At 69.4% G+C, this 22408-nt stretch carries 23 protein-coding genes and 1 tRNA gene; 10 read left to right on the top strand and 14 right to left on the bottom strand.

The features are described from left to right. Positions 1–46 precede the first annotated feature (46 nt). Complete coding sequence (locus RXV79_RS25035; RefSeq protein ID WP_316700844.1) at positions 47–940, top strand: NAD(P)-dependent oxidoreductase; 894 nt, start codon at positions 47–49, stop codon at positions 938–940. A gap of 60 nt (positions 941–1000) precedes the next feature. Here RXV79_RS25035 and RXV79_RS25030 read toward each other — a convergent pair whose 3' ends face one another. The 3 genes from RXV79_RS25030 to RXV79_RS25020 form a co-directional block, all read right to left on the bottom strand. Beyond that, entirely contained in the window at positions 1001–1642 is a 642-nt protein-coding gene (locus RXV79_RS25030; protein ID WP_316700842.1) for a BON domain-containing protein, read from the bottom strand. After that, on the bottom strand, positions 1639–2235 hold the full coding sequence (locus RXV79_RS25025) for a phosphoheptose isomerase (protein WP_316700841.1): 597 nt from the start codon (positions 2233–2235) through the stop codon (positions 1639–1641). Before RXV79_RS25025 ends, RXV79_RS25030 begins: the two co-directional genes overlap by 4 nt. A gap of 63 nt (positions 2236–2298) precedes the next feature. Next, positions 2299–2679, bottom strand: a complete 381-nt coding sequence (locus RXV79_RS25020; RefSeq protein ID WP_316700840.1) for a YraN family protein — start codon at positions 2677–2679, stop codon at positions 2299–2301. On the opposite strand from RXV79_RS25020, the gene rsmI reads away from it, so the two are divergent. Next, positions 2678–3583: a 16S rRNA (cytidine(1402)-2'-O)-methyltransferase gene (rsmI, locus tag RXV79_RS25015; RefSeq protein ID WP_316700839.1), complete on the top strand. Its 906-nt coding sequence runs from the start codon at positions 2678–2680 to the stop codon at positions 3581–3583. The two genes, RXV79_RS25020 and rsmI, sit on opposite strands and share 2 nt — an antisense overlap. 20 nt (positions 3584–3603) lie before the next feature. Here the strand turns inward: rsmI and RXV79_RS25010 are convergent, their stop codons facing one another. Continuing rightward, the gene (locus RXV79_RS25010) at positions 3604–3942 is read right to left on the bottom strand and encodes a hypothetical protein (protein WP_316700838.1); all 339 of its coding nucleotides are present in this window, start codon (positions 3940–3942) and stop codon (positions 3604–3606) included. A gap of 167 nt (positions 3943–4109) precedes the next feature. Between RXV79_RS25010 and tldD the strand changes: the two genes are divergently transcribed. Next, positions 4110–5585 (top strand): metalloprotease TldD, encoded by a 1476-nt coding sequence (gene tldD, locus RXV79_RS25005; protein WP_316700836.1) that lies wholly within the window; start codon positions 4110–4112, stop codon positions 5583–5585. Positions 5586–5603: 18 nt separating this feature from the next. On the opposite strand, the gene RXV79_RS25000 is transcribed toward tldD, so the two are convergent. Then, entirely contained in the window at positions 5604–6005 is a 402-nt protein-coding gene (locus tag RXV79_RS25000; RefSeq protein WP_316700835.1) for a hypothetical protein, read from the bottom strand. A gap of 390 nt (positions 6006–6395) precedes the next feature. Here RXV79_RS25000 and RXV79_RS24995 point away from each other — a divergent pair, with 390 nt between their 5' ends. Beyond that, positions 6396–7514 carry a 3-deoxy-7-phosphoheptulonate synthase gene (locus RXV79_RS24995; protein ID WP_316700834.1) on the top strand — a complete coding sequence of 373 codons (1119 nt, stop codon included), beginning with the start codon at positions 6396–6398 and terminating at the stop codon, positions 7512–7514. Between the two features lie 12 nt (positions 7515–7526). Here the strand turns inward: RXV79_RS24995 and RXV79_RS24990 are convergent, their stop codons facing one another. The 9 genes from RXV79_RS24990 to RXV79_RS24950 form a co-directional block, all read right to left on the bottom strand. Continuing rightward, on the bottom strand, positions 7527–8102 hold the full coding sequence (locus RXV79_RS24990; RefSeq protein WP_316700831.1) for a cob(I)yrinic acid a,c-diamide adenosyltransferase: 576 nt from the start codon (positions 8100–8102) through the stop codon (positions 7527–7529). A 2-nt stretch (positions 8103–8104) separates the two neighbouring features. Further along, positions 8105–8674, bottom strand: coding sequence for a DUF805 domain-containing protein (locus RXV79_RS24985; protein WP_316700830.1), 570 nt, complete (start codon positions 8672–8674; stop codon positions 8105–8107). A gap of 74 nt (positions 8675–8748) precedes the next feature. Continuing rightward, positions 8749–10116 (bottom strand): DUF58 domain-containing protein, encoded by a 1368-nt coding sequence (locus RXV79_RS24980; RefSeq protein WP_316700829.1) that lies wholly within the window; start codon positions 10114–10116, stop codon positions 8749–8751. A gap of 5 nt (positions 10117–10121) precedes the next feature. Then, complete coding sequence (locus RXV79_RS24975) at positions 10122–11123, bottom strand: AAA family ATPase (protein ID WP_316700828.1); 1002 nt, start codon at positions 11121–11123, stop codon at positions 10122–10124. 8 nt (positions 11124–11131) lie between these two features. Beyond that, positions 11132–12427: a DUF4350 domain-containing protein gene (locus tag RXV79_RS24970; protein WP_316700827.1), complete on the bottom strand. Its 1296-nt coding sequence runs from the start codon at positions 12425–12427 to the stop codon at positions 11132–11134. Next, entirely contained in the window at positions 12424–13182 is a 759-nt protein-coding gene (locus RXV79_RS24965; protein WP_316700825.1) for a DUF4129 domain-containing protein, read from the bottom strand. Before RXV79_RS24965 ends, RXV79_RS24970 begins: the two co-directional genes overlap by 4 nt. Further along, the gene (locus tag RXV79_RS24960; RefSeq protein WP_316700824.1) at positions 13172–13909 is read right to left on the bottom strand and encodes a hypothetical protein; all 738 of its coding nucleotides are present in this window, start codon (positions 13907–13909) and stop codon (positions 13172–13174) included. The genes RXV79_RS24965 and RXV79_RS24960 overlap by 11 nt, the downstream gene beginning before the upstream one ends. Next, entirely contained in the window at positions 13899–14951 is a 1053-nt protein-coding gene (locus RXV79_RS24955) for a stage II sporulation protein M (protein WP_316700823.1), read from the bottom strand. Before RXV79_RS24955 ends, RXV79_RS24960 begins: the two co-directional genes overlap by 11 nt. Then, positions 14948–15682 carry an RDD family protein gene (locus RXV79_RS24950; protein WP_316700822.1) on the bottom strand — a complete coding sequence of 245 codons (735 nt, stop codon included), beginning with the start codon at positions 15680–15682 and terminating at the stop codon, positions 14948–14950. Before RXV79_RS24950 ends, RXV79_RS24955 begins: the two co-directional genes overlap by 4 nt. A 121-nt stretch (positions 15683–15803) precedes the next feature. On the opposite strand from RXV79_RS24950, the gene RXV79_RS24945 reads away from it, so the two are divergent. The 6 genes from RXV79_RS24945 (at position 15804) to RXV79_RS24920 (ending at position 22340) form a co-directional block, all read left to right on the top strand. Next, positions 15804–17222: an FAD-binding oxidoreductase gene (locus RXV79_RS24945; RefSeq protein WP_316700821.1), complete on the top strand. Its 1419-nt coding sequence runs from the start codon at positions 15804–15806 to the stop codon at positions 17220–17222. 31 nt (positions 17223–17253) lie between these two features. Next, positions 17254–18570, top strand: a complete 1317-nt coding sequence (gene rsmB / locus RXV79_RS24940) for a 16S rRNA (cytosine(967)-C(5))-methyltransferase RsmB (protein ID WP_316700820.1) — start codon at positions 17254–17256, stop codon at positions 18568–18570. Between the two features lie 56 nt (positions 18571–18626). Then, on the top strand, positions 18627–19202 hold the full coding sequence (locus RXV79_RS24935; protein ID WP_316700819.1) for a DUF4390 domain-containing protein: 576 nt from the start codon (positions 18627–18629) through the stop codon (positions 19200–19202). A gap of 10 nt (positions 19203–19212) precedes the next feature. Then, positions 19213–21513, top strand: coding sequence for a sensor histidine kinase (locus RXV79_RS24930; protein WP_316700818.1), 2301 nt, complete (start codon positions 19213–19215; stop codon positions 21511–21513). A gap of 6 nt (positions 21514–21519) precedes the next feature. Further along, positions 21520–22227, top strand: coding sequence for a response regulator (locus RXV79_RS24925; RefSeq protein WP_316700817.1), 708 nt, complete (start codon positions 21520–21522; stop codon positions 22225–22227). 37 nt (positions 22228–22264) lie between these two features. Next, positions 22265–22340, top strand: a tRNA-Phe gene (locus RXV79_RS24920). Positions 22341–22408 lie beyond the last annotated feature (68 nt).

Below are 22408 nucleotides of genomic sequence, written 5' to 3'. Positions count from 1 at the left end.
AACGGCCTCGATACTTCGAGGCCGTTTTCGTTTGAAGGACCGACCCATGAGCACAAGAAGCTACGACCCCATCAAGCCGCAGAAGGTGGCATTCCTCGGCCTGGGTGTGATGGGCTACCCGATGGCGGGTCACCTGAAGCGCGCCGGCCATGACGTGGTGGTCTACAACCGCACCGCGGCGAAAGCCTCGCAGTGGGTGGGCGAGTACGGCGGCGCGAGCGATTCGACACCCGAAGCGGCCGCCAAGGGTGCCGACATCGTGTTCGCCTGCGTGGGCAACGATGACGACCTGCGTGCCGTGACGGTGGGCGAGCGGGGTGCCTTCGGCGGCATGAAGGAAGGCGCGATCTTCGTCGACCACACCACGGCGTCGGCCGAGGTCGCACGCGAGCTGAGTGCCGAAGCGAAATCGCGCGGCCTGCAGTTCATCGATGCGCCCGTGTCGGGCGGCAACCTCGGCGCCATCAACGGCGCGCTCACGGTGATGTGCGGTGGCGATGCCAAGGCCTTCGCCACCATCCAGCCCGTGGCGATGGCATTCTCGAAGGCGGTCACGCTGCTGGGTGAGAGCGGGTCAGGTCAGCTTGCGAAGATGGTCAACCAGATCTGCATCGCCGGCCTGGTGCAAGGCCTGGCGGAGGCGATTGCCTTCGGCCAGAAGGCCGGCCTCGACATGAAGGTTGTGCTCGGCGTGATCGGCAAGGGCGCCGCGCAGAGCTGGCAGATGGACAACCGCGGCCCGACGATGATCGAGGGCAAGTTCGACTTCGGCTTCGCCGTCGACTGGATGCGCAAGGACCTGGGGCTGGTGCTCGACGAGGCCAAGCGCAACGGCGCCCGGCTTCCGGTCACGGCACTGGTCGATCAGTTCTATGCGGATGTTCAGGCGCAGGGCGGCCAGCGCTGGGACACCTCCAGCCTCATCAAGCGCCTGACCTGACAGCGAGCAACGCGATGCTCACGCCCCTCGGGGGCAGGAGCGAAGCGACTTGGGGGGGCCTTATTTGGCCGCGGCGGACTTCGGGACCGCCTTGGGGTCGATCTCCGCGAGCTCGGCCTCCGACACGACCTCGAGCACCTTCACCACCTTCTGCACGCCGCTGATGCTGCGGGTGAGGTCGACGGCGCGATCGGCTTCGCGCTCGGTCACGCGGCCCATCAGGTAGACGACCCCGCGCTCGGTGACCACCTTGAAGGCGTTGGAGCTGATGTCGCCGGCGTCCACCAGCGTGGCCTTGACCTTGCTCGTGACGAGCGCGTCGTTGGAGCGCTGGCTCAGCGAGCTCGCAAACATCGGCGCGAGTTCGTTGACCACCGACTTCACGTTGTCGATGCGCGAGAGCGCCTGTTCGAGGTTGGTGCGATCGGCTTCGGTGGGCACTTCGCCGGTCAGGAGCAGCAGGCGGTTGTAGCTCGTCGCGTTGACGTGGCCTTTGTCGCCCAGCAGGTCGCGGATGCGGCTGTTGGCCTTGAACTCGATGGCCTGGTCGTCGAGCTGCGTGCCCGAGCTGCGGCGGTCGGTGGCCAGCAGCGAGCCGCCGACGACGGCCCCTCCCACCAGCAGCGCGGCGCAGCCCGAGAGGGCGGTGGTGGCGGCCAGCAGGCTGACGACGAGGGTGGTCCGGATGGGCTGACGGATCATGTGTTTTCCTGTTCTCCGAGCAATTGCAGGTCTACCGCATCGCACAGGCAATGCAGCGCGAGGATGTGCACTTCCTGGACGCGCGCAGTGCGGTCGTGCGGCACGCAGATGTGGACATCGGTTTCGGTCAGCAGCTCGTTCATCTTGCCGCCGCCGCGGCCGGTGAGCGCCACCACCGTCATCTCCTTCGCATGCGCCGCTTCCACCGCCGCCAGCACGTTGGCCGAGTTGCCGCTGGTGGTGATGGCGAGCAGCACGTCGCCGGGCGCGCCGAGCGCCTGCACCTGCTTGGAGAAGATGTCGGTGAAGCTGTAGTCGTTGCCGACGGCGGTGAGGATGGAGCTGTCGGTGGTGAGCGCGATGGCCGCAAGGCCGGGCCGTTCACGCTCGAAGCGGCCGATGAACTCGGCGGCGAAGTGCTGGGCGTCGCTCGCCGAGCCGCCGTTGCCGCAGGCGAGCACCTTGCCGCCGGCGGTGATGCAGCCGACGACCGCGTTGACCGCATCGGCGATCGGGCGCGACAGGATCTCGGCCGCCGCGTACTTGAGGTCGGCGCTGTCGAAGAATTGCTGTTGGATGCGTTGTTCCAGCATGGTCACCGATGATATGACACGGGTTTTGCACGCCCGGTTCCAAAAGGTGTGCGTGCCGTGCGATCACTCGGCGAAGAACGCGCCGCGCAACCATTCGAGGGTGTCGCCGTCGAGGGCCACCACGTCGAAGCGGCAGGGCGGCGGTGTGGCGCGCCGTTGCAGGTAGTGCTGCGCGGCGTAGATGACACGACGCTGCTTGCCGTGGGTCACGCTGGCGGCGGCGCCGCCGTGGCTTCGGCTGCTCCGGGCGCGCACTTCCACGAACACCAGCGTGCCGTCGCGATCGAGCATGATGAGGTCCACCTCGCCGCCGCGCGCCCGTGGGCCGGCGGCCACTCGATAATTGCGCTCAACCAGCCGCAGCCCTTGCCGCAACAGGTGTTGCAGCGCACGCGCTTCGGCGTCGTCCCCCACGCCCTTCCTGCTCTTCTCCACCGTGACCATGGCTCCCTCTTTGATGCTGCAGGCGGCCCAGGCCGCGGCAGGCGCGCAGCAGTATCCCGCAGGGGCGCTGTACGTCGTGGCCACGCCGATCGGCAACCTGGCCGACATGAGCCTGCGTGCCATCCATGTGCTGTCGCTCGTCGACGCGGTGGCCTGTGAAGACACCCGCCACAGCGCCGCCTTGTTGCGCCACCTGGGCATCGACAAGCCCTTGCTCGCCGTGCACGAGCACAACGAGCGTGAAGCCGCGGGCGAGGTGCTGGTGCGGCTGGAGCGTGGCGAGCGTGTGGCGTATGTGAGCGATGCCGGCACGCCGGCCGTGAGCGACCCGGGGGCGGCGTTGGTGGCCGCGGTGAGCGCGGCGGGCCGGCGTTGCATTCCGCTGCCGGGCGCGAGCAGTGCGCTGGCGGCGGTGTGCGTGGCCGGTGACGTGCTGGGGCAGGGGTTCGTCTTCGTCGGCTTCCTGCCGGCCAAGGGCGGCGAGCGCGCGCAGGCGCTGGAGGCGGTGGCGGCGCGGGCCGACACGCAGGTGCTCTTCGAGGCGCCGCATCGCATCGAGGCCCTGTTGCAAGGGCTGGCGATGCAATGCCCCGGGCGGCGTGTCACGGTGTGCCGCGAACTCACGAAGCAGTTCGAAGCGGTCGACACGCGCTCGGCGGCCGAACTGCCAGCCTGGCTGGCGGAGGATGCGAACCGCTCACGCGGCGAATTCGTGCTGGTGCTGCACGCGCTCGCACCGAGCCACGAAAGCGCCGACGAAGCGCAGCACGACAAGACCTTGCGCGTGCTGATGGCCGACCTGCCACTCAAGCAGGCCGTGGCCCTGGCGGCCGAACTCACCGGCGCCCCGCGCAACGCGCTCTACGCGCGTGCGCTGGCGCTGAAGGCGCAGGCGGGCGGCTGAGGCGCCGCCGCGCCCGCATGTCACGGCTTGGCCGTTTGGCCGTCGTGCTTTTGCTTGGCGATGTTGGCGCTGGCGCGGTCCTGCATGCGGTGCAGCTTGGCGCGCTCCGCCTTCGTCACCTTGCCGTCGGCCTTCGCATTCGACTCGGCGGTGTTGATTCGGGCTTGCTGCTGCTCCAGGCGATAGGTTTCCTTCGCATTGAGCTGGCCCGAGGCCACGCCGTTCTGGATGCGGGTGTCCTGGTTCGCTTCGCGCTTGTCGACGCGCGGGGTGGCGGGAGCCGAGGCGCCTTGGGCGAAGGCACCGAGGCTGGTGATGGCGAGGGCAGCGGCCAGCGCCGCGGGCTTGAACTTGATCATGGGGAACTCCTGAAGGGTTGTTGAAGGAAGTTGTGCGGCACGTGGCTCACAACGGGCGCCCACCCGGCGCGGCCGACAAGCGATCAGGTAAAGAACTGTGAAACGACGAGGACGAGACAGGGTCTTTGCCCAACACCGTAGCGAGGGGCGACTCCTACAATGAGTTCATGATCTCGCGCGAACCCACCCTGGAGCGCCTGGCCACGGCCAGGTCCTTGTTGCTGGAACCCTTCGGGCTCACCGATGCAACGCTGTCGAAGGCGCTCGCGACGATCGCCAGGCACCGCATCGACGACGCCGACCTCTACTTCCAGTACACGCGCAGCGAAGGCTGGAGCCTGGAAGAGGGCATCGTCAAATCCGGCAGCTTCGGCATCGACCAGGGCGTGGGCGTGCGGGCGGTGGCGGGCGAGAAGACCGCCTTCGCCTACTCCGATGACATCTCCGAAGCCGCGCTGCTCGACGCCGCGCAGACCGTGCGCACCATCGCCGCGGCCGGGCAGAGCAAGACGGTGAAGATCACCGGCCACCACCGCATCGCCGAGAGCCGCAAGCTCTACGCGCCGATGGACCCGATCGCCACGCTCGACAGCACGCAAAAGGTCGCGCTGCTGGAGAAGGTGGAAAAGCTGGCCCGCGCCAAGGACCCGCGCATCAAGCAGGTGATGGCCGGCGTGGCTGCCGAATACGACGTGGTGCTGGTTGCACGCGCCGACGGCACGCTCGCCGCCGACGTGCGCCCGCTGGTGCGCCTGTCGGTCACTGTGATCGCCGAGCAGACCATCGACGGCAAGGTGCGGCGCGAAGTCGGCAGCGGTGGCGGTGGCGGGCGCTTCGGCCTCGGCTACTTCCACGACAGCATCATCGAAAGTTATGTGAACGAAGCCGTCAAGGCCGCGCTCACCAACCTCGAAGCCCGCCCGGCCAAGGCGGGCGAGATGAGCGTGGTGCTCGGGCCCGGCTGGCCCGGCGTGCTCTTGCACGAAGCGGTGGGCCACGGGCTGGAGGGCGACTTCAACCGCAAGGGCTCGAGCGCCTTCAGCGGCCGCATCGGCCAGCGGGTGGCCGCCAAGGGTGTGACGGTGCTGGACGACGGCACCATTCCCGACCGCCGTGGCTCGCTCAACGTCGACGACGAAGGCAACCCGAGCCAGCGCAACGTGCTGATCGAAGACGGCATCCTGAAGGGCTACATCCAGGACTCGATGAACGCGCGGCTCATGGGAGTCGCGCCCACGGGCAACGGCCGGCGCGAGAGCTACGCCGCTGTCCCGATGCCGCGCATGACCAACACCTACATGCTGGGTGGCGACAAGACGAAGGAAGAAATCATCGCCGGCCTCAAGCGCGGCCTCTATGCCACCAACTTCGGCGGTGGTCAGGTCGACATCACGAGCGGGAAGTTCGTGTTCTCGGCGTCGGAAGCCTTCTGGGTCGAGAACGGCAAGATCCAGTACCCGGTGAAGGGCGCGACCATCATCGGCAACGGACCCGACGCGCTCACCCGCGTCAGCGCCATCGGCAACGACATGAAGCTCGACACCGGCGTGGGCGTCTGCGGCAAGGAAGGGCAGAGCGTGCCGGTGGGCGTCGGCCAGCCGACGCTGCGCATCGACCGGCTGACGGTGGGCGGGACCGAGTAAAGCCCCGCCCCAGGGCAGTCAGCGACCGCCGGCCACCACGATCGGGGCAGGGCGTGCGGCCGGCAGGTTGACCGCGAATTCGGCGTGGTCGACCACCAGGCCGTCGGCGGCGGCGAGTTGTGCCGCCACCGATTCCTGCAGCTGGGCGCTGACGAGGCCATCGGCCTCGACCAATTGGGTCACCGCGTACTCGGCTGCCGCGGCGCGCATGTCGTTGGTGATCAGGCCATCGGCCTGGGCGGTGAGGGCGATGTCGCGCTGGTCGAGCCAGTTCTGCAGTTGCACGGCGACTTGGGCATCAGAGGCGGCGGCTTCGCGGGCGGAGGTCAGCTGAGCGTCTTCGCTCGCGATGCTGGCGGAGGCGATGGTGAGCGTTGCCAGGGCCATGCTGAAACGGCGGAAGAAGGCGGTGCGGTTCATGTCGGTTCCCTCGTGTTGGGTAGAGCTGTTGTGGCCGGGCGGCGGCACCATCGGGTGCGCCATCAGGTGAAACCATGCTATGGACCCCCTGGTTCACGGGATAGGAACTAGCGCACGGTTCACAATTCGTTACTGCTCGCTCACCTGCATGACGCAGCGCAAGTCGTCGAAAACTGCGCGCTTGACGGATCCAGTGAGCCCCGTGCTACATTGCGGCCCATGCGTTTCGCCAGCTTTTTCTTTGCCTACTTTTGGTTCTCGCACCGCACCGGCGGAGGAGAGGCAAGCGCGTAGGTCAAAACCAAACGCAACCGCTCACCAAACCGCCGGAGACTCCGGCGGTTTTTTTTTGCCCCTGCCACACAGCCACCACGAACGAGGAGAACTCGAATGAACGCCAAGTCCAGCAGCGCCGCGGAGGGTTGGTATGCGCCCGTCGACAAGACCGGCCAGACCGACGATGAAAGGATCAAGGACGTGATGCCCCTTCCGCCCCCCGAGCACCTGGTGCGCTTCTTCCCCATCCGTGGCACGGCCGCCGAATCGCTGATCGCCGAGACGCGCCAGCGCGTGCGCAACATCATGTCGGGCCAGGACGACCGCCTGCTCGTCATCATCGGCCCCTGCTCCATCCACGACCCGGCCGCCGCCGTCGACTACGCCCGCCGCCTGAAGGAGCAGCGTGAGAAGTACGCCGACACGCTGGAAGTCGTGATGCGCGTCTACTTCGAGAAGCCGCGCACCACTGTTGGCTGGAAGGGCTTGATCAACGACCCGTACCTCGACGAGAGCTACCGCATCGATGAAGGCCTGCGCATCGCGCGCCAGTTGCTGACCGAGATCAACCGCCTGGGCGTGCCGGCTGGCAGCGAGTTCCTCGACGTGATCTCGCCGCAGTACATCGGCGACCTCATCAGCTGGGGCGCCATCGGCGCCCGCACCACCGAGAGCCAGGTGCACCGCGAGCTGGCCTCGGGCATCTCGGCGCCCATCGGCTTCAAGAACGGCACCGACGGCAACATCCGCATCGCAACAGACGCCATCCAGGCCGCCGCCCGCCCGCACCACTTCCTGTCGGTGCACAAGAACGGACAGGTCGCCATCGTCGAGACCAAGGGCAACAAGGACTGCCACGTGATCCTGCGTGGCGGCAAGGCGCCCAACTACGACGCGGCGAGCGTCGAGGCCGCCTGCAAGGACCTCGAAGCGGCCAAGCTGCCCGGCACGCTGATGGTCGACTGCTCGCACGCCAACAGCAGCAAGCAGCACGAGCGCCAGATCGACGTGGCGAAAGACATCGCCTCGCAGATCGCGCACGGCTCACGCCGCATCTTCGGCGTGATGGTCGAGAGCCACCTCAAGGCCGGCGCGCAGAAGTTCAGCGCGGGCAAGGACGATCCGTCCAAGCTCGCCTACGGCCAGAGCATCACCGATGCATGCATCGGCTGGGACGATTCGCTCGAAGTGCTGAACGTGCTCAGCAGCGCGGTGAAAGCGCGCCGGGGCTGAGAAAGACAGCGTCTACTCGGAATCGCGAGCCAAGCGCTCGCTCTTCCAGTAGACGTCGTCCCCGCCCAACCCATCGAGGTTGGCGCGGTTGAGCACACGGGCGAGCACGAAGAGCAGGTCGCTCAAACGATTGAGGTACTGGCGCGGCTCGGGGCGCACCGTCTCGCTCGCCGCCAACGTGACCACCGAGCGCTCGGCGCGCCGCGCCACCGTGCGGCACACATGCGCGATGGCCGCGCTGCGCGTGCCGGCCGGGAGGATGAACTCCTTCAGGCGCGGCAGCGTCGCGTTGTAGTGCGCCAGCGCCTCGTCGAGCCGCAGCACCGCCTCGGCTTTCAAAAGCTCGTAGCCTGGGATCGACATCTCGCCGCCCAGGTTGAAGAGCTCGTGCTGAATCACCACCAGCAGCTCGCGCACGTCGTCGGGCAGCGGCTCCGCCAGCAGCACGCCGATGTGCGAGTTGAGCTCGTCGACGTCGCCGAGTGCGGCGATGCGCCCGTGGCTCTTGGGCACCCGCGTGCCGTCGCCGAGGCCGGTGGTGCCGTCGTCGCCGGTGCGGGTGGCGATCTGCGAGAGGCGGTTGGCCATGCTTACTGCTGCTGGCCGGCCGGTGCGGCCTGTTGCTGCATCTGCTGCTGGGCGGCCTTCGCGCGCTCGGTGTAGTCCTGGTAAGCCGGCATGGCGATGGCCGCGAGGATGCCGACCACGATGCCGATCACCGGGAAACCGAGGCCCAGCACCTTCACGCTCGTCGGGTTGGGCGGCGGCGGGTTGCCGAAGCGGTTGGCGCCGGGGCTGCCGGCCTTGAAGAGCCAGATCAGCGCCGCCAGCGGAATGAACGCCAGCAGCACGCTCCAGCCGCTCCAGTCCATGTCGTGCGAGCGCTGGATGAGCAGCAGCACGGTCAGCACGATGTAGGCGACGTAGGCCACCACGGCGAGCACGACCCCCGCGACCATCGAGCCGGTGGCGATCAGGAGGCCCATCACGCCGAGCGCGGCGTAGAGCACCAGGGTCGCCACGCTGATGTAGGCGAGGTAGCGCAACCGCCCCAGGCGGCCGCTGGCCGACCAGGCCTTGGGGGTGGAATACCCGGTGGTGGCCGGGGCGACGTCGGCGACCTCGGCGAGCGGCGGGTTGAATGGGTTGACGGCTGACATGGGCTCTCCCTCCTTGATGTGTGATTGGATGCACCGCGAGGGCGGTGCCGGCGCATCGTAGCCAGCGCGCGTGGCTACAGCAACCCGGCGCGTTTGACCGCGTGGTAACGGTTGACGAGCGCCACCGCCAGCGCATCGGGCTCCACGTCGACCGACAGCGCATCGTGCCCGGTCGTGCGCGCAAACGCATCGCCGCGCGCCTGGGTGAAGAGGTGCGCGGTGGCCACCTCGATGGCGTGCTGGTCGGCCACGATGGGCTGGGTGGCCAGCTTGCGCAACACCCGCTCGCGCAGGCTGGCCACCAGCACGAGGTGGCGGCTGCGCAGCAGCTTGAGCGCAGGCGTCAGCTCGGCGGCGTCTTCGTCGCGGAAGTTGGTGAGCATGATGACCAGGGCCCGCTTGGGCTGCACCTTGAGCAGCTCTTCGGCTGCCGCGAGGTAGTCGGAGTGGGTGGCGCTCGGCTCTACGTCGTAGAGGCGTGCCATCAGCGCGTTGAGCGTGGCGCTGCCCTTGCGCGGCGCGAAGCGGCGGCCCTGGCCCGGCGCATGGCCGAAGGTGATGGCGCCCACCTCGTCGCCTTCCTTCAGGGCCACGTAGCTCAGCAGCATCAGCGCGTTGAGCGCCTGGTCGAAGTGGCTGCCGTCGCGGCTGCGGTGCTCAAGCGACGCGCCTTCGTCGGCACGCATGCGCCGGCCGCAGTCGAGCAGGAAGATCACACGCTGGTCGCGTTCGTCCTGGAACTCGCGCACGATGGGCTTGCCGTGCCTCATGGTGGCTTTCCAGTCGATGTGGCGGATCGGGTCGCCGGGGCGGTAGTCGGCCAGCTGCTTGAAGTCCGTCCCCATGCCGCGCTTGGGGTAGGTCTTGATGCCGATGCTCGCCAGGCGCCGGTCGCCGGCCAGCCAGGCGTAGCGCGCCACGGCGGCGAAGTTGGGGTAGACGTGCAGGCGCTGCGCTTCGCCCACGGTGCGCAGCAGCTCGAAGCTGCCGCCGCGCGAGCGCAGCCGCAGCTGGGTGGCGCCCAGGTGCACCGGGCCGCGCCGCTGCGGTGTCACGCTGTACTGCAGCTCGAGTTTTTTCTTCGCCGGCAGGCTCACCTGCTGCGGCAGGCCATCGAAGCTCAGCTGCGGGTCGACTTCGTCGAACACCGCCACCTTCCAGCGCAGCGCGCTGTCATTCACCAGCGTGAGCTTGAGCACGCGCGGCACGCCGAGTGCGAGCGCGTCGGGCAGCGCTCGCGCCGTGCGCAATGGCGTGCGCCGCCAGGCGCGCAGCGTGAGCGCAAGGTCGGCTGCGACCCACAGCACCGCCGCCAGCGCGAGCGCGCCGCAGGCGAGGCTCACCGCCGCGAGCGGGGCGCCGAGCAGCAAGGCCGCCGCGCCCACGATCGCGGCGCCGGCCAGGGCCAGCACCGACGCGCGGCTGGGGATCAGGGCGAGCATGGAGCTCAGAGCCGAGGCGCCTCGACGCTGTCGAGCACACCTTCCAGCAACTCGCCCACGCTGCGCCCTTCGAGCTGCGCGTCCGGAGCCAGCAGCACCCGGTGGCGCAGGGCCGGCAGGGCGTGCAGCTTGATGTCGTCGGGCGTCACGAAGTCGCGGCTCTGCATCAGCGCCGTGGCACGCGCTGCGCGCACCAGCGCGATGGCCGCGCGCGGGCCGGCGCCGGTGGCCAGGCCGGGCCAGCTGCGCGTGGCGCGCACGAGGCGCACCGCGTAGTCGATCACCTTGTCGTCGGCGCGGATGAACGAGACCATGCGCTGCAGCGTGAGCACCGATCGTTCGTCGACGCGCGCGGCCACGCCTTCGAGCGGGAACTGGTCGCCCGTCTGCTGCTCGGTGGTGCGTTTGACGATGGCGGTCTCTTCGTCGTGCGGCGGGTAGCCGATGTCGATCTTGAAGAGGAAGCGGTCGAGCTGCGCCTCGGGCAGCGGGTAGGTGCCTTCGGTGTCGATGGGGTTCTGCGTCGCGAGCACCATGAAGGGCCGCGGCAGCGCATGTGTCTGCCCTTCGAGCGTGACCTGGTACTCCTGCATCACCTCGAGCAGCGAGGCCTGCGTCTTGGCCGGCGCGCGGTTGATCTCGTCGGCCAGCAGCAGGTTGGTGAACACCGGCCCGCGGTGCACGCGCAGCGTGCCGAGCGAGTTGGCCGAGTTGACATCCCCGCCGCGTGCGTCGAGCACCGCATGGCCGGTGATGTCGGACGGCATCAGGTCGGGCGTGAACTGCACCCGCGCGTACTGCAGCGACATCGCCTTCGCCAGCGAGCGCACCAGCAGCGTCTTGCCCAGGCCGGGCACGCCTTCGATCAGCACGTGGCCCGAGGCGACCAGTGCGACCAGGATCTGCCCGACCGCCTGCGACTGCCCGACCACCGCCTTGCCCACCTCGTTGCGCAGTTCGTTGAGCAGGCCGGCGGCGCGTTCGAGGTCCGTGGGTTTGAGTTGCATGGAGGTCCTCAGTCTTTCTTCGATGAGCGTGGAACGGGAGTCTTCTTCTGCACGAGCAGGCGGCGTGCGGTTTCGAGCAGTTCGAGCGTGGCGGGCAGGTCGTGGCGCTTGCGGGCGAGGCTCTTGTCGAGCGCCGAGGTGAGCGCGGCGGCGTCCTGGCCGGTGTGCTTCGCAATGGCGGCGGCGCGCTGGCCGCGGTCGAGCGTGTCGTAGAGGCGGATGTGGTTGCGCGCGGCGGCATCGAGCGCACGGATCTGCGCCGCGAGCAGCGCGTCGGGCCCTTGCTTGCGCAGGAATTGCGCGGTGCCCGAGATCTGCTCGGCCATCGAGCGGCGGCTGTGGGCGGCGATGGCGGCCAGCGGGCCGAAGCGGCGGGCGCCACGCCAGAGGGCGAAGACGAGCGCTGCCGCGGCGAAGAGCAGCACCGCGGCCGCCTCCTGCCACAGCCAGGCCAGCAGCGACGGGCGCGCTTCTTCGGTGACGAACCACACCACCGCGCCGGGCCGCGCCTGCAGCGTGGCCACGGTGGCCAGGCCGTTGTCGGATTGCAGCACCCGTTCGTTGTCGAGCAGGCCCATCGGCTTGATGACGGTCACCGTGCCGCGGCCCTTGGCCACGCGCAGCAGCAGCGGGCCGTCGCGCCCGTCGATGGACCACAGCGCCGGCCCCGCCGGCTCCAACTTCCAGCCCGAGTAGACGAAGCCGCAGAGCTTGTAGTGGCGTGCGCTGCCGGGGTAGTGGGGTGCGACGGAGGCCGGCTCCGCGGTGTCGTGGCAGGGCATCTTGAGCCGCTGCAGCACCGCCTTCTGGATCGGCTCGGCGGTCTCTTCTTCGCTGTCGTCGCGGTCATCGTCGTCGTCCGGGGCGTCAGCGTCCGCATCGTCTTGTGCGTCTTCGTCCCGCTTCTTGCGCCGCGGCGGCTCCAGCGGCTTCACCGGCAGCCAGCCCTTGAGCTGTTTCTGCTGGAGGTTGTCGCTGAAGATCACGAGGTGCCCGCCCGCTTCCACCCACTGCCGCAGGCGCTGCGCACGCTCGGGGAAGATGTCCCAGTGCCACGAGGTCAACAGCAGCGTGGCGCCTGCGGGCGGCAGTTGCGACAGGTTCGCCGGCTTCGCCACCGTGGCGCCCACACGGCGCAGCAGCTCCTGCGCGGCGTAGTGGCGGTTGCGCGCTGCCTCGCCGCGCGGTGGTGTGGGCACTTCGACCTCGGCCCACTCGGTGCACGAGGCCAGCCAGGCGACGAGCCCCAGCAGCATGGCCGCCATCAGGCCACGCAAAACCCAGGTGCGCTGGTTCTCGGTCATGCCGGCGCCCCCGTGCGGCGCAGCTGCTCGTCGAACTCGCGGCACAGCGCGATCACGCTCGCGTCCTCCGGCAGCCGCGCGCCATAGACGGCAACCTGCCAGGCCTGCACCAGGCGGCCGAAATACGCACTGCGCTCCGGCGGGAGCCGGCGTGCGGCCAGCGCCAGGCATTCGCCCTCGGTGCTGGCGGCGCGGATCGGCACCTGGTGCTGGTGCACCAGCCGCGACAAGGCGCCGCGGTACAGCAGCGAGAGCGCGGCGCGGTGTTCACCCTTCTGCCACAACGCGGCCGCGGCCTCGCCGATGCGCTCGGGCAAGCTCTCGGGGCGGATGTCGAGGTCGCGCACATGGCTGGGCAAGGGCCCGGCGGTGCTGCCCTTCACCGCCCCGGCGCGCACCCGCATCCAGTGCCGCAGGCCGACCAGCAAGAGCGCCACCAGCACCGCCGCCACCACCCACACCGCCACCCGGCCGGCTTCGGTCAGCCAGCGGGCGAAGTCACGCAGCCAGGCCCAGGTGCCGTCGTTCTTCGCGTCGGGTGGCTTCTTCTTCGCGTCGCCGCGGTCCTTGAAGCGCAGGGTTTTTTCCTTGCGCTTGCCCGCGAGGTTCGGGTCTTGCCGCAGCGCCTCGACCTCGCGGTTCACCTGCTCGCGGGTGACGGGCTGGGCCGGGGCGGACGCGGCCTCGGCGGCGGCCTGCGCCGGGCCAGCCAGCAGCGCGAGGCTCACGAGCAGGGTAGCGGCCTCAGAACGCACGGCGGAACTCCTGCTCGATGTCCCACGCTTCGAGCTGCACACGCCGGTTCAGGTACATCGCGAAGCCCGCCCCCACGTAGAACGGCTCCAGCAGCAAGACGATGCCGGCGTAGACGCTCGCGGTGCACAGCGAGGCCAGCACCTCGCTGCCTTCGCCGCGGCCGACGAGCCAGTCGAAGATGTCGCCACGCATCTGCTCGGGCGCGAACCAGAGCGCCAGCGCGAGGGCGCCGAAGGTGAGCGAGGCTTCGATGTTGGCGAAGGCGAAGTGCATGCCGCCGGCCGCCCCCTGCTGCTGCCGCAGCAGCTGCTTGCGGCGCTGGCGCCGTGCCTTGCCGCGCTGGCCTTCGAGTTGGTAGATCGGCTGCGTGAAGGCGCGCCACGGCGAGAAGCGGCGCCACAGCAGCGTGGTGAGGAGCTGCCCGCCCCACACGCTGCGCCGCTCGGCCCACAGGTCGGCGAAACGCGTCGGCTGCCCGAAGACCGCGCGCGACAGCACGAAGAGGATGCTGCGGTCCATCCAGGGCTTGAACCAGAAGATGAGGAAGCTGGGCAGCCAGGGCGAGATCTCCACCGTCGCCAGCGCGAGGATTGCGAAGACGGCGTACACCGGCGCCCAGGTGCGCCAGATGGAGCGGGCGTTCGCCTGCACCAGGCGCACGCCGAGGTCGGTCGCTTCCCACATGGGGCGCGGCCGCAGCTCGACCGCGATCGCGTCAACCCGCATGCACGCTCCTCGCGGGCGACGGCGACACGCGTGCCGGGCGGCCTTGCCAGCCGAGGTACGCGAAGACGAAGAGCCAGCACGCCCCACCCACGCCGTACTTCACCTCGGGCAGCACCCAGCGGGCCGACGACCAGAAGGCCTCGATCGCCGCCGCGATGACCAGCATGCCGATCACGCCGTAGACGATCACGATGGCCTCCGACGCCGCCCGGCGCAGCGCCTGCAGCCGCGTGTGGCGGCCGGGTGCGAGCAGCGCGTGGCCGAGTTGCAGGCCGGCGGCCCCCGCGAGCACGATGGCGGTGAGTTCGAACGCGCCGTGCGTGACGACGAAGGACCAGAAGTTCTCGACGTGCCCGCGCCCGGTGAGGTAGCCGGCCACCGCGCCGAGGAAGACCCCGTTGAAGAGGATGAAGAACACGCTGCCGATGCCGAGGAAGAGTCCGCCCGCAAAACACTGGAAGCCGATGCCGATGTTGTGCATCACGTAGTAGCCGAACATCTGCCAGTCGGTCGACGCGGTGCGGGTGCGGCCGAGGGCGCGCTCGCTGCCGCTGTACATCTGGTCGAACTCCTGCGCCTGCTCGGCGCTGGCGATGTGCAGGATGAAACCCGGGTCGAAGTAGCAGGCCAGCCCCATCGCGATCGCCGGCACCACGAAGAGCAGGGTGGCGGCGAGCAGGTACCAGCGCTGCTGCCGCACGGCCTGCGGGAAGTCGATCAACACCAGCTGGCGCAGGCGCGCCACGCCGTAGTCGTGGCGGCGGTAGATGAGGCGGTGCGCGCGCTGCGTGAGCGACTCCAGCCGCTGCGTGAGGTGGATCGGGTAGGCGCGCGCCTGCGACAGCGCCAGGTGCTCGCACGCGCGGCGGTACAACTCGGCCAGGCGCGCGCCGTCGAGCGGCTTGGGTTTGCCGGCGGGCTTGGCGGCCTTCTTCTCCTTGTCCTGGCTCTTGTCGCGAGGGCGCTTTTCGGCGCGGTCGAGCGCTTGCTCGAGCTCGTCCCACAGCGGGCCGTTCTGCGCTTCGAAGAGGCGGGGGGTCATGGGCGCTCTCCGGTGCGGCGCGGGTCGTGGCGGTTGCCGACCAGCCACTGCGCCACGCCCAGCAGCCGGCCGGTGGCGTCGCCGCCCTGGCCGGGTGTGACCGAGCGCGCGAGTTGCGCCAGCTCGTCGAGCCGGGCCGGGGTCAGCCGCTTGGCGCGCCCGGCCCAGGCCACGATGGCGGCCTGCTCGCGCGGGGCCAGGGCGCGGGTCGGGGCGGTGGCGGCGGCATCGGGCAGTTGGCCGTGCAGGGCCACGGTGTCGGCGTAGACCACCAGCGTGCCGGCGGCGAGGTCGCCCATGCGCTTGAAGTCGCGCCGCAGCAGCATCGTGAGCAAGCCGCTCGCGTAGAGGAAGGGGAAGAAGTCGGCCGCGCGCAGCAGGTTGCGCGTGAGGGCGGCGGCGGGTGTGACGGGCAGGCCCGAGTCCATCACCACCTGCAGGCCGAACATGCGCTTGCCCGGCGTCGCGCCCGAGCCGGTGAGCTCGAAGAACACCGGGTAGAACCACTCCAGCAGGAAGTAGCTCACGAGCAGCAAGCCCTGGCCCATGCCGCCGAGCGGGATGGCGGCGATCGACACCACCATGAAGAGACCGAAGCGCACGCCCAGGTCGACCATGTAGGCCAGCGCCCGGGCGGCGGCGCCGGCAGGGCGCAGCGACAGCGCGATGCCCTCGGGTGTTTCGGCGGTGTACAGCGTGTCGAGTGACACGGCCTGGTGCTCAGCAGCCACGTTGCGTCAGCGCCTCCCCGCGCATGGCATTGGTTTGCGGGCGGATTCTAGGGGTCGCTTTTTCTGCGGAAGCGCAGAATTGCAGATCCGATCGTGTTCGATCTGCCGTTGGAGCCTGCCTGTGAACGCCCCGCTTCCTTCCCATGTGCTGCCCCCGATGGAGCGGCGTCCGGTGCCCGCGGCGATGCACGAGGCCCTGAAAGCGCGTTTCGGCGAGCGTTGTTCGGCGGCGCTCGCGGTGCGCGAGCAGCACGGCCGCGACGAGTCGCCGTTCGACGTGGCGCCGCCCGACCTCGTCGTCTATTGCGAGAGCACGGAAGACGTGGCCTTCGTCGTGCAGCAGGCCGATGCGCATGCGGTGCCGGTCATTCCGTTCGGCGTGGGCTCTTCGCTCGAAGGGCATCTGCTGGCGGTGCAAGGCGGGGTGAGCATCGACCTGTCGCGCATGCAGAAGATCGTGTCGCTCGAGCCCGACGACCTCACGGTCACCGTGCAGCCGGGCGTGACCCGCACTCAGCTCAACAACGAGATCCGCCACAGCGGCCTGTTCTTCCCCATCGACCCCGGCGCCGATGCGAGCCTCGGCGGCATGACCGCCACACGCGCCAGCGGCACCAACGCCGTGCGCTACGGCACGATGCGCGAGAACGTGCTGGGCCTGACCGTCGTCACGCCGCAGGGCGAGGTGATCCGCGCCGGCACGCGTGCGCGCAAGTCGAGCGCCGGCTACGACCTCACGCGGCTGATGGTGGGCAGCGAAGGCACGCTCGGGGTGATGACCGAGATCACGCTGCGCCTGTACCCGCTGCCCGAGGCGGTGCTGGCGGCGGTGTGCACCTTCCCGAGCGTGGACGCGGCCGTGCGCACCACGATCCAGATCATCCAGCTCGGCGTGCCCATCGCGCGCTGCGAGTTGCTCGATGCGAACACGGTGCGCGCCGTCAACCTGCGCGACAAGCTCGGCCTCACCGAAGCGCCGATGCTGCTGATGGAGTTCCACGGCAGCGAGGCCGGCGTCGCCGAGCAGTCGGCCACCGTGCAGGCGATTGCCGACGAGCTGGGTGGCCAGGGTTTCGAATGGGCCACGACGCCGGAGGCGCGCACACGGCTGTGGGCGGCGCGCCACCACGCCTACCTCTCGGCCTTGCAGACCAAGCCGGGTTGCCGCGCCGTCACCACCGACACCTGCGTGCCCATCTCGCGGCTGGCCGATTGCATCAACGAGAGCGTGGCCGAGGTCGACGCGAGCGGCCTGTCGTACTTCCTCGTCGGCCACGTGGGCGATGGCAACTTCCACATGGGTTACCTCGTCGACCCGAACGTGCCGGCGGAACGTGAGCTGGCCGAGCAGCTGAACCATCAGCTCGTGCAGCGTGCGCTGAAGGTGGGTGGCACCTGCACCGGCGAGCACGGCGTGGGCCTGCACAAGATGGGCTTCCTGGTCGAGGAAACGGGCGAGGGCGCTGTCTCGATGATGAAGACGCTGAAGCGCGCACTCGACCCGAAGAACATCATGAACCCTGGAAAGATCTTCAGTTAGCAGAGCCAAACCCCGCCCGTAGACTCGGCGGGTGAAGTCCCTCCCACTCTCCCAGCTCATCTCCCACACGGCCGACGCGGTGCAGGCCGTGCGTGCCGGCCGCTCCCTCAACGACGCCTTGGCGCGCTGCCCCCACGAGGCCCGGCCCGGCGTGCAGGCTTTGTCGTTCGAAGTGCTGCGCCGGCTCGGTGCGGCGCAGGCGATCCGCGCTCGGCTGGCGCCGAAGACGCCTTCGCCGCCGGTCGATGCGCTGCTGCTGACCGCGCTCGCGCTCCTGTGGCCCGACGCGCAAGACGGCGCCCGCTACGAGCCCCACACGGTGGTCGACCAGGCGGTGGAGGCGGCCAAGCGCCGCTCGCAGTCCAGCGCGCCCTTCATCAATGCGGTGCTGCGGCGGTTCCTGCGTGAGCGCGACACGCTCGTGGCCGCCGCCCAGGCCGACCCGGTGGCCCACCACAACCACCCGCGCTGGTGGATCGACCGGCTGCGCGCCGACTGGCCTGAGCACTGGCAGGCGGTGCTCGACGCCAACAACCACCACCCGCCGATGGCGCTTCGGGTCAACACCCGCCGCGGGTCGGTCGAGGCCTACCGCGAGCGTCTGCGGCAGGCGGGCATCGCGTCGCAACCGGCCGGAGCGCAGGGCCTGGTGCTGGCCTCGCCGGTGCCGGTGCAGCAGTTGCCCGGCTTTGCCGAGGGCGACGTGTCGGTGCAAGACACCGCCGCCCAGCTCGCCGCGCCGCTGCTGATTGGCGACGGACTGCCGCCCGGCGCGCGTGTGCTCGACGCCTGTGCGGCCCCCGGCGGCAAGACGGCGCACCTGCTGGAGTTGGCCGACCTCGACGTGCTCGCGCTCGACGCCGACCCGGTGCGCCTGGAGCGTGTCCACGACACCCTGCGCCGCCTTGGCCTCCAGGCCCGCAGCGTCGCCGCCGACGCCCGCCGCCCCGCCGACTGGTGGGACGGCCGACCCTTCGACGCGATCCTGCTCGATGCCCCCTGCAGCGCGTCCGGCATCGTGCGCCGCCACCCCGACGTGCGCTGGCTGCGCCGCGACAGCGACATCCCCGCCCTGGCCCGCACCCAGGGCGAGTTGCTCGACGCGCTGTGGCCGCTGCTCAAGCCGAGTGGGCGCTTGCTTTACTGCACATGCTCGGTGTTCAAGGCCGAAGGCCAGCAGGTGATCGACGCTTTTTTGCAACGCCGAGGCCCCGCAGAAGCCTCGCTGCAGCCCACCGCACCCGGCCACCTGCTGCCGCTGCCCGACAATTCGGGCAACGGCGCGGCGCCCGCTTCAGGTGCATCGCCAGACGGCTTTTTCTACGCTCTGCTGGCCAAAGCTTCCTGACCGAGGCTTCCTGACTTTTGCTCTGCGCACGACCTTCCCGCACCGTTTCTTCGCCGTTGCCTGCCTGGATCCGGTCGCTCGTCGGCTGGGTGCGCCATGCGGGCGGCGCGGTGCTGGCCGCGCTGGCCCTGAGCCTGGCGGTGGGCAGTGCCCAGGCCGAGCCCGTCACCCTCGACAGCTTCGAGCTGACCCGCAGCGACGAAGGCTTGGCGCTGAGCTTCGCGGCCCGCTTCGAGCTCTCCAAGCCCATCGAGGAAGCGTTGCAAAAAGGCGTGCCGCTCTTCTTCGTCGCACAGGCCGAGGTGTTCCGTGACCGCTGGTACTGGGCCGACAAGCGCCTGGCGCAGGCCACGCGCACCTGGCGCCTCGCCTTCCAGCCGCTGACGCGCAAGTACCGCGTCACCTATGGCGGCCTGAGCCAGCACTACGACAGCCTGCCCGACGCGCTGACCGCCGTCACGCGCAGCGTGAACTGGAAGCTGGTCGATGCCTCCCAGCTCGACGATGGCAAGCACTATGTCGAGTTCAGCTACCAGCTCGACACCACCCAGCTGCCGCGGCCGATGCAGATCGGCATCGGCGGCCAGTCCGACTGGTCGTTCAAGGTCGAGCGCACCCGGCGCTTGAACTAGTCTCCACGCCATGAAGAAAGCGACCCGCTGGGCCTGGATCATCTCCCTGGTCGCGGTGACGGGCGCCGGCCTGGTGCTCGTCTTCCTGCTGTCGCTCGCCACCAACAGCCGCGGCCTCTACGAGCGCCACTACGTGTGGCTGTTCTGGGTCAACGTGGTGGTGGCCTCGCTGCTCGTGCTCGTGATCGGCATTGCCGGCGTGCGCCTGATGGTGCGCGTGCGGCGCGGCAAGTTCGGCAGCCGCCTGCTGCTGCGGCTGGCGGCGGTGTTCGCGATGGTGGGCGTGGTGCCGGGCCTCCTGATCTACGTGGTGTCCTACCAGTTCGTCTCGCGCAGCATCGAGAGCTGGTTCGACGTGAAGGTGGAAGGTGCGCTCGACGCCGGCCTGAGCCTCGGCCGCGGCACGCTCGACGCGCAGCTCAACGACCTCACGACCAAGACCCGGCTCGCCGCCGAGCGCCTGGCCGACACACCCAACCCGGTGCCGCCGCTGGTGCTCGAGCGCCTGCGCGAGCAGCTCTTTGCGCAGGAGGTCACCTTGCTCGGCTCCAATGGGCAGGTGCTCGTCACCGCTGGGGGGCTGACGGGGGCGCTGGCGCCCGAGCGGCCGAGCCCCCTGCTGCTGCGGCAGGCGCGCAGTGCGCGCATCACCGGCCAGCTCGAAGGGCTGGACGAAGACGCCGCCGCGCAATCGGGCAGTGCGCGTATCCGCACGCTGGCCCACATGCCGAGCAACAGCCTCTCGCTCGGGCCACAAGACCGCTTTCTCATGGTCACGCAGTTGCTGCCGAGCGCGATGGTCACGCAGGCGCTGGCGGTGCAGGCGGCCTACCGCGAATACCAGCAGCGGGCGCTGGCGCGCGAGGGCCTGCGCCGCATGTACATCGGCACGCTCACGCTCACGCTGATCCTTGCGGTGTTCGGTGCGCTGCTGCTCGCGGTGACGCTCGGCAACCAGCTCGCGCGCCCGCTGCTCGTGCTCGCCGAAGGTGTGCGCCAGGTGGCGCGAGGAGACCTCACGCGCAAGCCGGTGTTCGCCTCGAAAGACGAGCTGAGCGGCCTCACACGATCGTTCGCCGACATGACCGAGCAACTTTCCGAAGCGCGCTCGCTGGTGCAGCGCAGCCTGGCGCAGCTCGAAGCCGCGCGCAGCAACCTGCAGACCATCCTCGACAACCTCACGGCCGGTGTGATCGTGTTCGACCGCGAGGGCCACATCGACACCGTGAACCCCGGCGCCACGCGCATCCTGCGCCAGCCGGTCTCGGCCTACCGCGGCCGCACGCTCGACGAAGTGCCCGGCCTGCAGGAGTTCGCCGCCGCGGTGCGGCAGCGCTTCGAGCAGCACCAGGACAGCCCCGAAGCCGGCGAGCGCGACCACTGGCAGGACGCCTTCGACCTGCAGATGGTCGACCGCCGCGCCAGCGAAAAGAGCGGCGGCAACGACGGCGACAAGATCACCCTGCTCGTGCGCGGCGCCGCCATGCCGCACGCAGGGCGCCTGATGGTGTTCGACGACATCACGGAGGTGGTGTCGGCCCAGCGCGCCGAAGCGTGGAGCGAAGTCGCGCGCCGCCTGGCGCACGAGATCAAGAACCCGCTCACCCCCATCCAGCTATCGGCCGAGCGCCTGCAGCACAAGCTCGAGTCCAAGCTCGAAGGGCTCGACCAGGCGATGCTCGCGCGCTCGGTCGGCACCATCGTCAACCAGGTGCAGGCGATGAAGCAGCTCGTCAACGAGTTCCGCGACTACGCCCGCCTGCCGGCTTCCAAGCCGCAGGCGCTCGACCTCAACGCGCTCGTCACCGAAGTGCTCGCCCTCTACGCCACCCCGCAGGAAGCCGGGCGGCTCAGGCCTGAGCTGACCCCCGGGCTGCCTCCGATCCTCGGCGACGCCTCACAGCTGCGCCAGGTCATCCACAACCTCGTGCAGAACGCGCTCGACGCCATCGCCGACCGTCCCGATGGCTGCGTGCGCCTGCGCACCGAGATCGCCCGCACCGAGCAGGGCGAGCTGCGCGCCGTGCGCCTGCAGGTGCTCGACAACGGCCCGGGTTTCTCGGAGAAGGTGCTCAAGCGCGCCTTCGAGCCCTACGTCACCACCAAGACCCGCGGCACCGGCCTTGGCCTCGCGGTGGTCAAGAAAATTGCCGACGAGCACGGCGCCCGCATCCGCTTGGCCAACCTCACCTACACGGGCCCGGGCGGCGCCGAGGTGGCGGGCGCGCAAGTTTCGCTATCATTTTCGAAATTTGCGCCGGCCGACAGCACCACCGCTGTTCCAGCACCTCCCGAGGCCAGTGCGCACTGAGGATTCATGGCCACCATTCTTGTTGTCGACGACGAACTGGGCATCCGCGCCCTGCTGTCCGAAATCCTGAGCGATGAAGGCCACAGCGTCGAGCTGGCCGAGAACGCGGCGCAGGCCCGGGCCATCCGCGAGCGGGTGCGCCCCGACCTCGTGCTGCTCGACATCTGGATGCCCGATGTCGATGGCATCACGCTCCTCAAGGAGTGGGGGGCGTCGTCGCTGCTGACGATGCCGGTGATCATGATGTCGGGCCACGGCACCATCGACACCGCCGTCGAGGCCACCAAGGTCGGCGCGATCGCCTTCCTCGAAAAGCCCATCACGTTGCAAAAACTGCTGCGTGCCGTCGAGCAGGCCCTGGCCAAGCCGGCCGCACGCGCTGCGGGGGCCAACCACCACAATGCCCTGGCCCCTGCCCGCGTGGAGATCGGGCTCGCGATCGAAGGCGCGGTGTCGGGCGTGGCGCCGATGCTGCCGCCGGTGCCGCTGGTGTTGGGCCCACAACCCGAGCAGCTCTTCGAGCTCGACCGCCCCCTGCGCGAGGCGCGCGATGCGTTCGAGAAAAGCTACTTCGAATTTCACCTGGCCAAGGAAAACGGCAGCATGACGCGCGTGGCCGAAAAGACCGGCCTCGAGCGCACGCACCTCTATCGCAAGTTGAAGCAGCTGGGCGTCGACCTGAGCCGCAACAAGCGCGGTGCCGGGGGCAACTGAGTTTGGCTATAATCGCCGGCTCGCTTACAAGAATTTCGGCCAAGTAGCTCAGTTGGTAGAGCAGCGGATTGAAAATCCGCGTGTCGGTGGTTCGATTCCGCCCTTGGCCACCAAACATCCCTAACGGGGACAGGCACTTAGCAGGTTCACTCTGCTAAGTGCTTTTTTGTTTGGCAGCGCT

The sequence above is a fragment of the Piscinibacter gummiphilus genome (assembly GCF_032681285.1).
Classification (GTDB): domain Bacteria; phylum Pseudomonadota; class Gammaproteobacteria; order Burkholderiales; family Burkholderiaceae_C; genus Rhizobacter; species Rhizobacter gummiphilus_A.
The sequence above is the reverse complement of the archived record's forward strand: the minus strand, read 5'-3'. Positions and strand labels throughout refer to the sequence as shown.

Bases quoted from the DNA above. Each gene is read 5' to 3' on its own strand.
- RXV79_RS25035 (WP_316700844.1), top strand. From the start codon at position 47: ATGAGCACAAGAAGCTACGACCCCATCAAGCCGCAGAAGGTGGCATTC.
- RXV79_RS25030 (WP_316700842.1), bottom strand. From the start codon at position 1,642: ATGATCCGTCAGCCCATCCGGACCACCCTCGTCGTCAGCCTGCTGGCC.
- RXV79_RS25025 (WP_316700841.1), bottom strand. From the start codon at position 2,235: ATGCTGGAACAACGCATCCAACAGCAATTCTTCGACAGCGCCGACCTC.
- rsmI (WP_316700839.1), top strand. From the start codon at position 2,678: ATGGCTCCCTCTTTGATGCTGCAGGCGGCCCAGGCCGCGGCAGGCGCG.
- RXV79_RS25020 (WP_316700840.1), bottom strand. From the start codon at position 2,679: ATGGTCACGGTGGAGAAGAGCAGGAAGGGCGTGGGGGACGACGCCGAA.
- RXV79_RS25010 (WP_316700838.1), bottom strand. From the start codon at position 3,942: ATGATCAAGTTCAAGCCCGCGGCGCTGGCCGCTGCCCTCGCCATCACC.
- tldD (WP_316700836.1), top strand. From the start codon at position 4,110: ATGATCTCGCGCGAACCCACCCTGGAGCGCCTGGCCACGGCCAGGTCC.
- RXV79_RS25000 (WP_316700835.1), bottom strand. From the start codon at position 6,005: ATGAACCGCACCGCCTTCTTCCGCCGTTTCAGCATGGCCCTGGCAACG.
- RXV79_RS24995 (WP_316700834.1), top strand. From the start codon at position 6,396: ATGAACGCCAAGTCCAGCAGCGCCGCGGAGGGTTGGTATGCGCCCGTC.
- RXV79_RS24990 (WP_316700831.1), bottom strand. From the start codon at position 8,102: ATGGCCAACCGCCTCTCGCAGATCGCCACCCGCACCGGCGACGACGGC.
- RXV79_RS24985 (WP_316700830.1), bottom strand. From the start codon at position 8,674: ATGTCAGCCGTCAACCCATTCAACCCGCCGCTCGCCGAGGTCGCCGAC.
- RXV79_RS24980 (WP_316700829.1), bottom strand. From the start codon at position 10,116: ATGCTCGCCCTGATCCCCAGCCGCGCGTCGGTGCTGGCCCTGGCCGGC.
- RXV79_RS24975 (WP_316700828.1), bottom strand. From the start codon at position 11,123: ATGCAACTCAAACCCACGGACCTCGAACGCGCCGCCGGCCTGCTCAAC.
- RXV79_RS24970 (WP_316700827.1), bottom strand. From the start codon at position 12,427: ATGACCGAGAACCAGCGCACCTGGGTTTTGCGTGGCCTGATGGCGGCC.
- RXV79_RS24960 (WP_316700824.1), bottom strand. From the start codon at position 13,909: ATGCGGGTTGACGCGATCGCGGTCGAGCTGCGGCCGCGCCCCATGTGG.
- RXV79_RS24955 (WP_316700823.1), bottom strand. From the start codon at position 14,951: ATGACCCCCCGCCTCTTCGAAGCGCAGAACGGCCCGCTGTGGGACGAG.
- RXV79_RS24930 (WP_316700818.1), top strand. From the start codon at position 19,213: ATGAAGAAAGCGACCCGCTGGGCCTGGATCATCTCCCTGGTCGCGGTG.
- RXV79_RS24925 (WP_316700817.1), top strand. From the start codon at position 21,520: ATGGCCACCATTCTTGTTGTCGACGACGAACTGGGCATCCGCGCCCTG.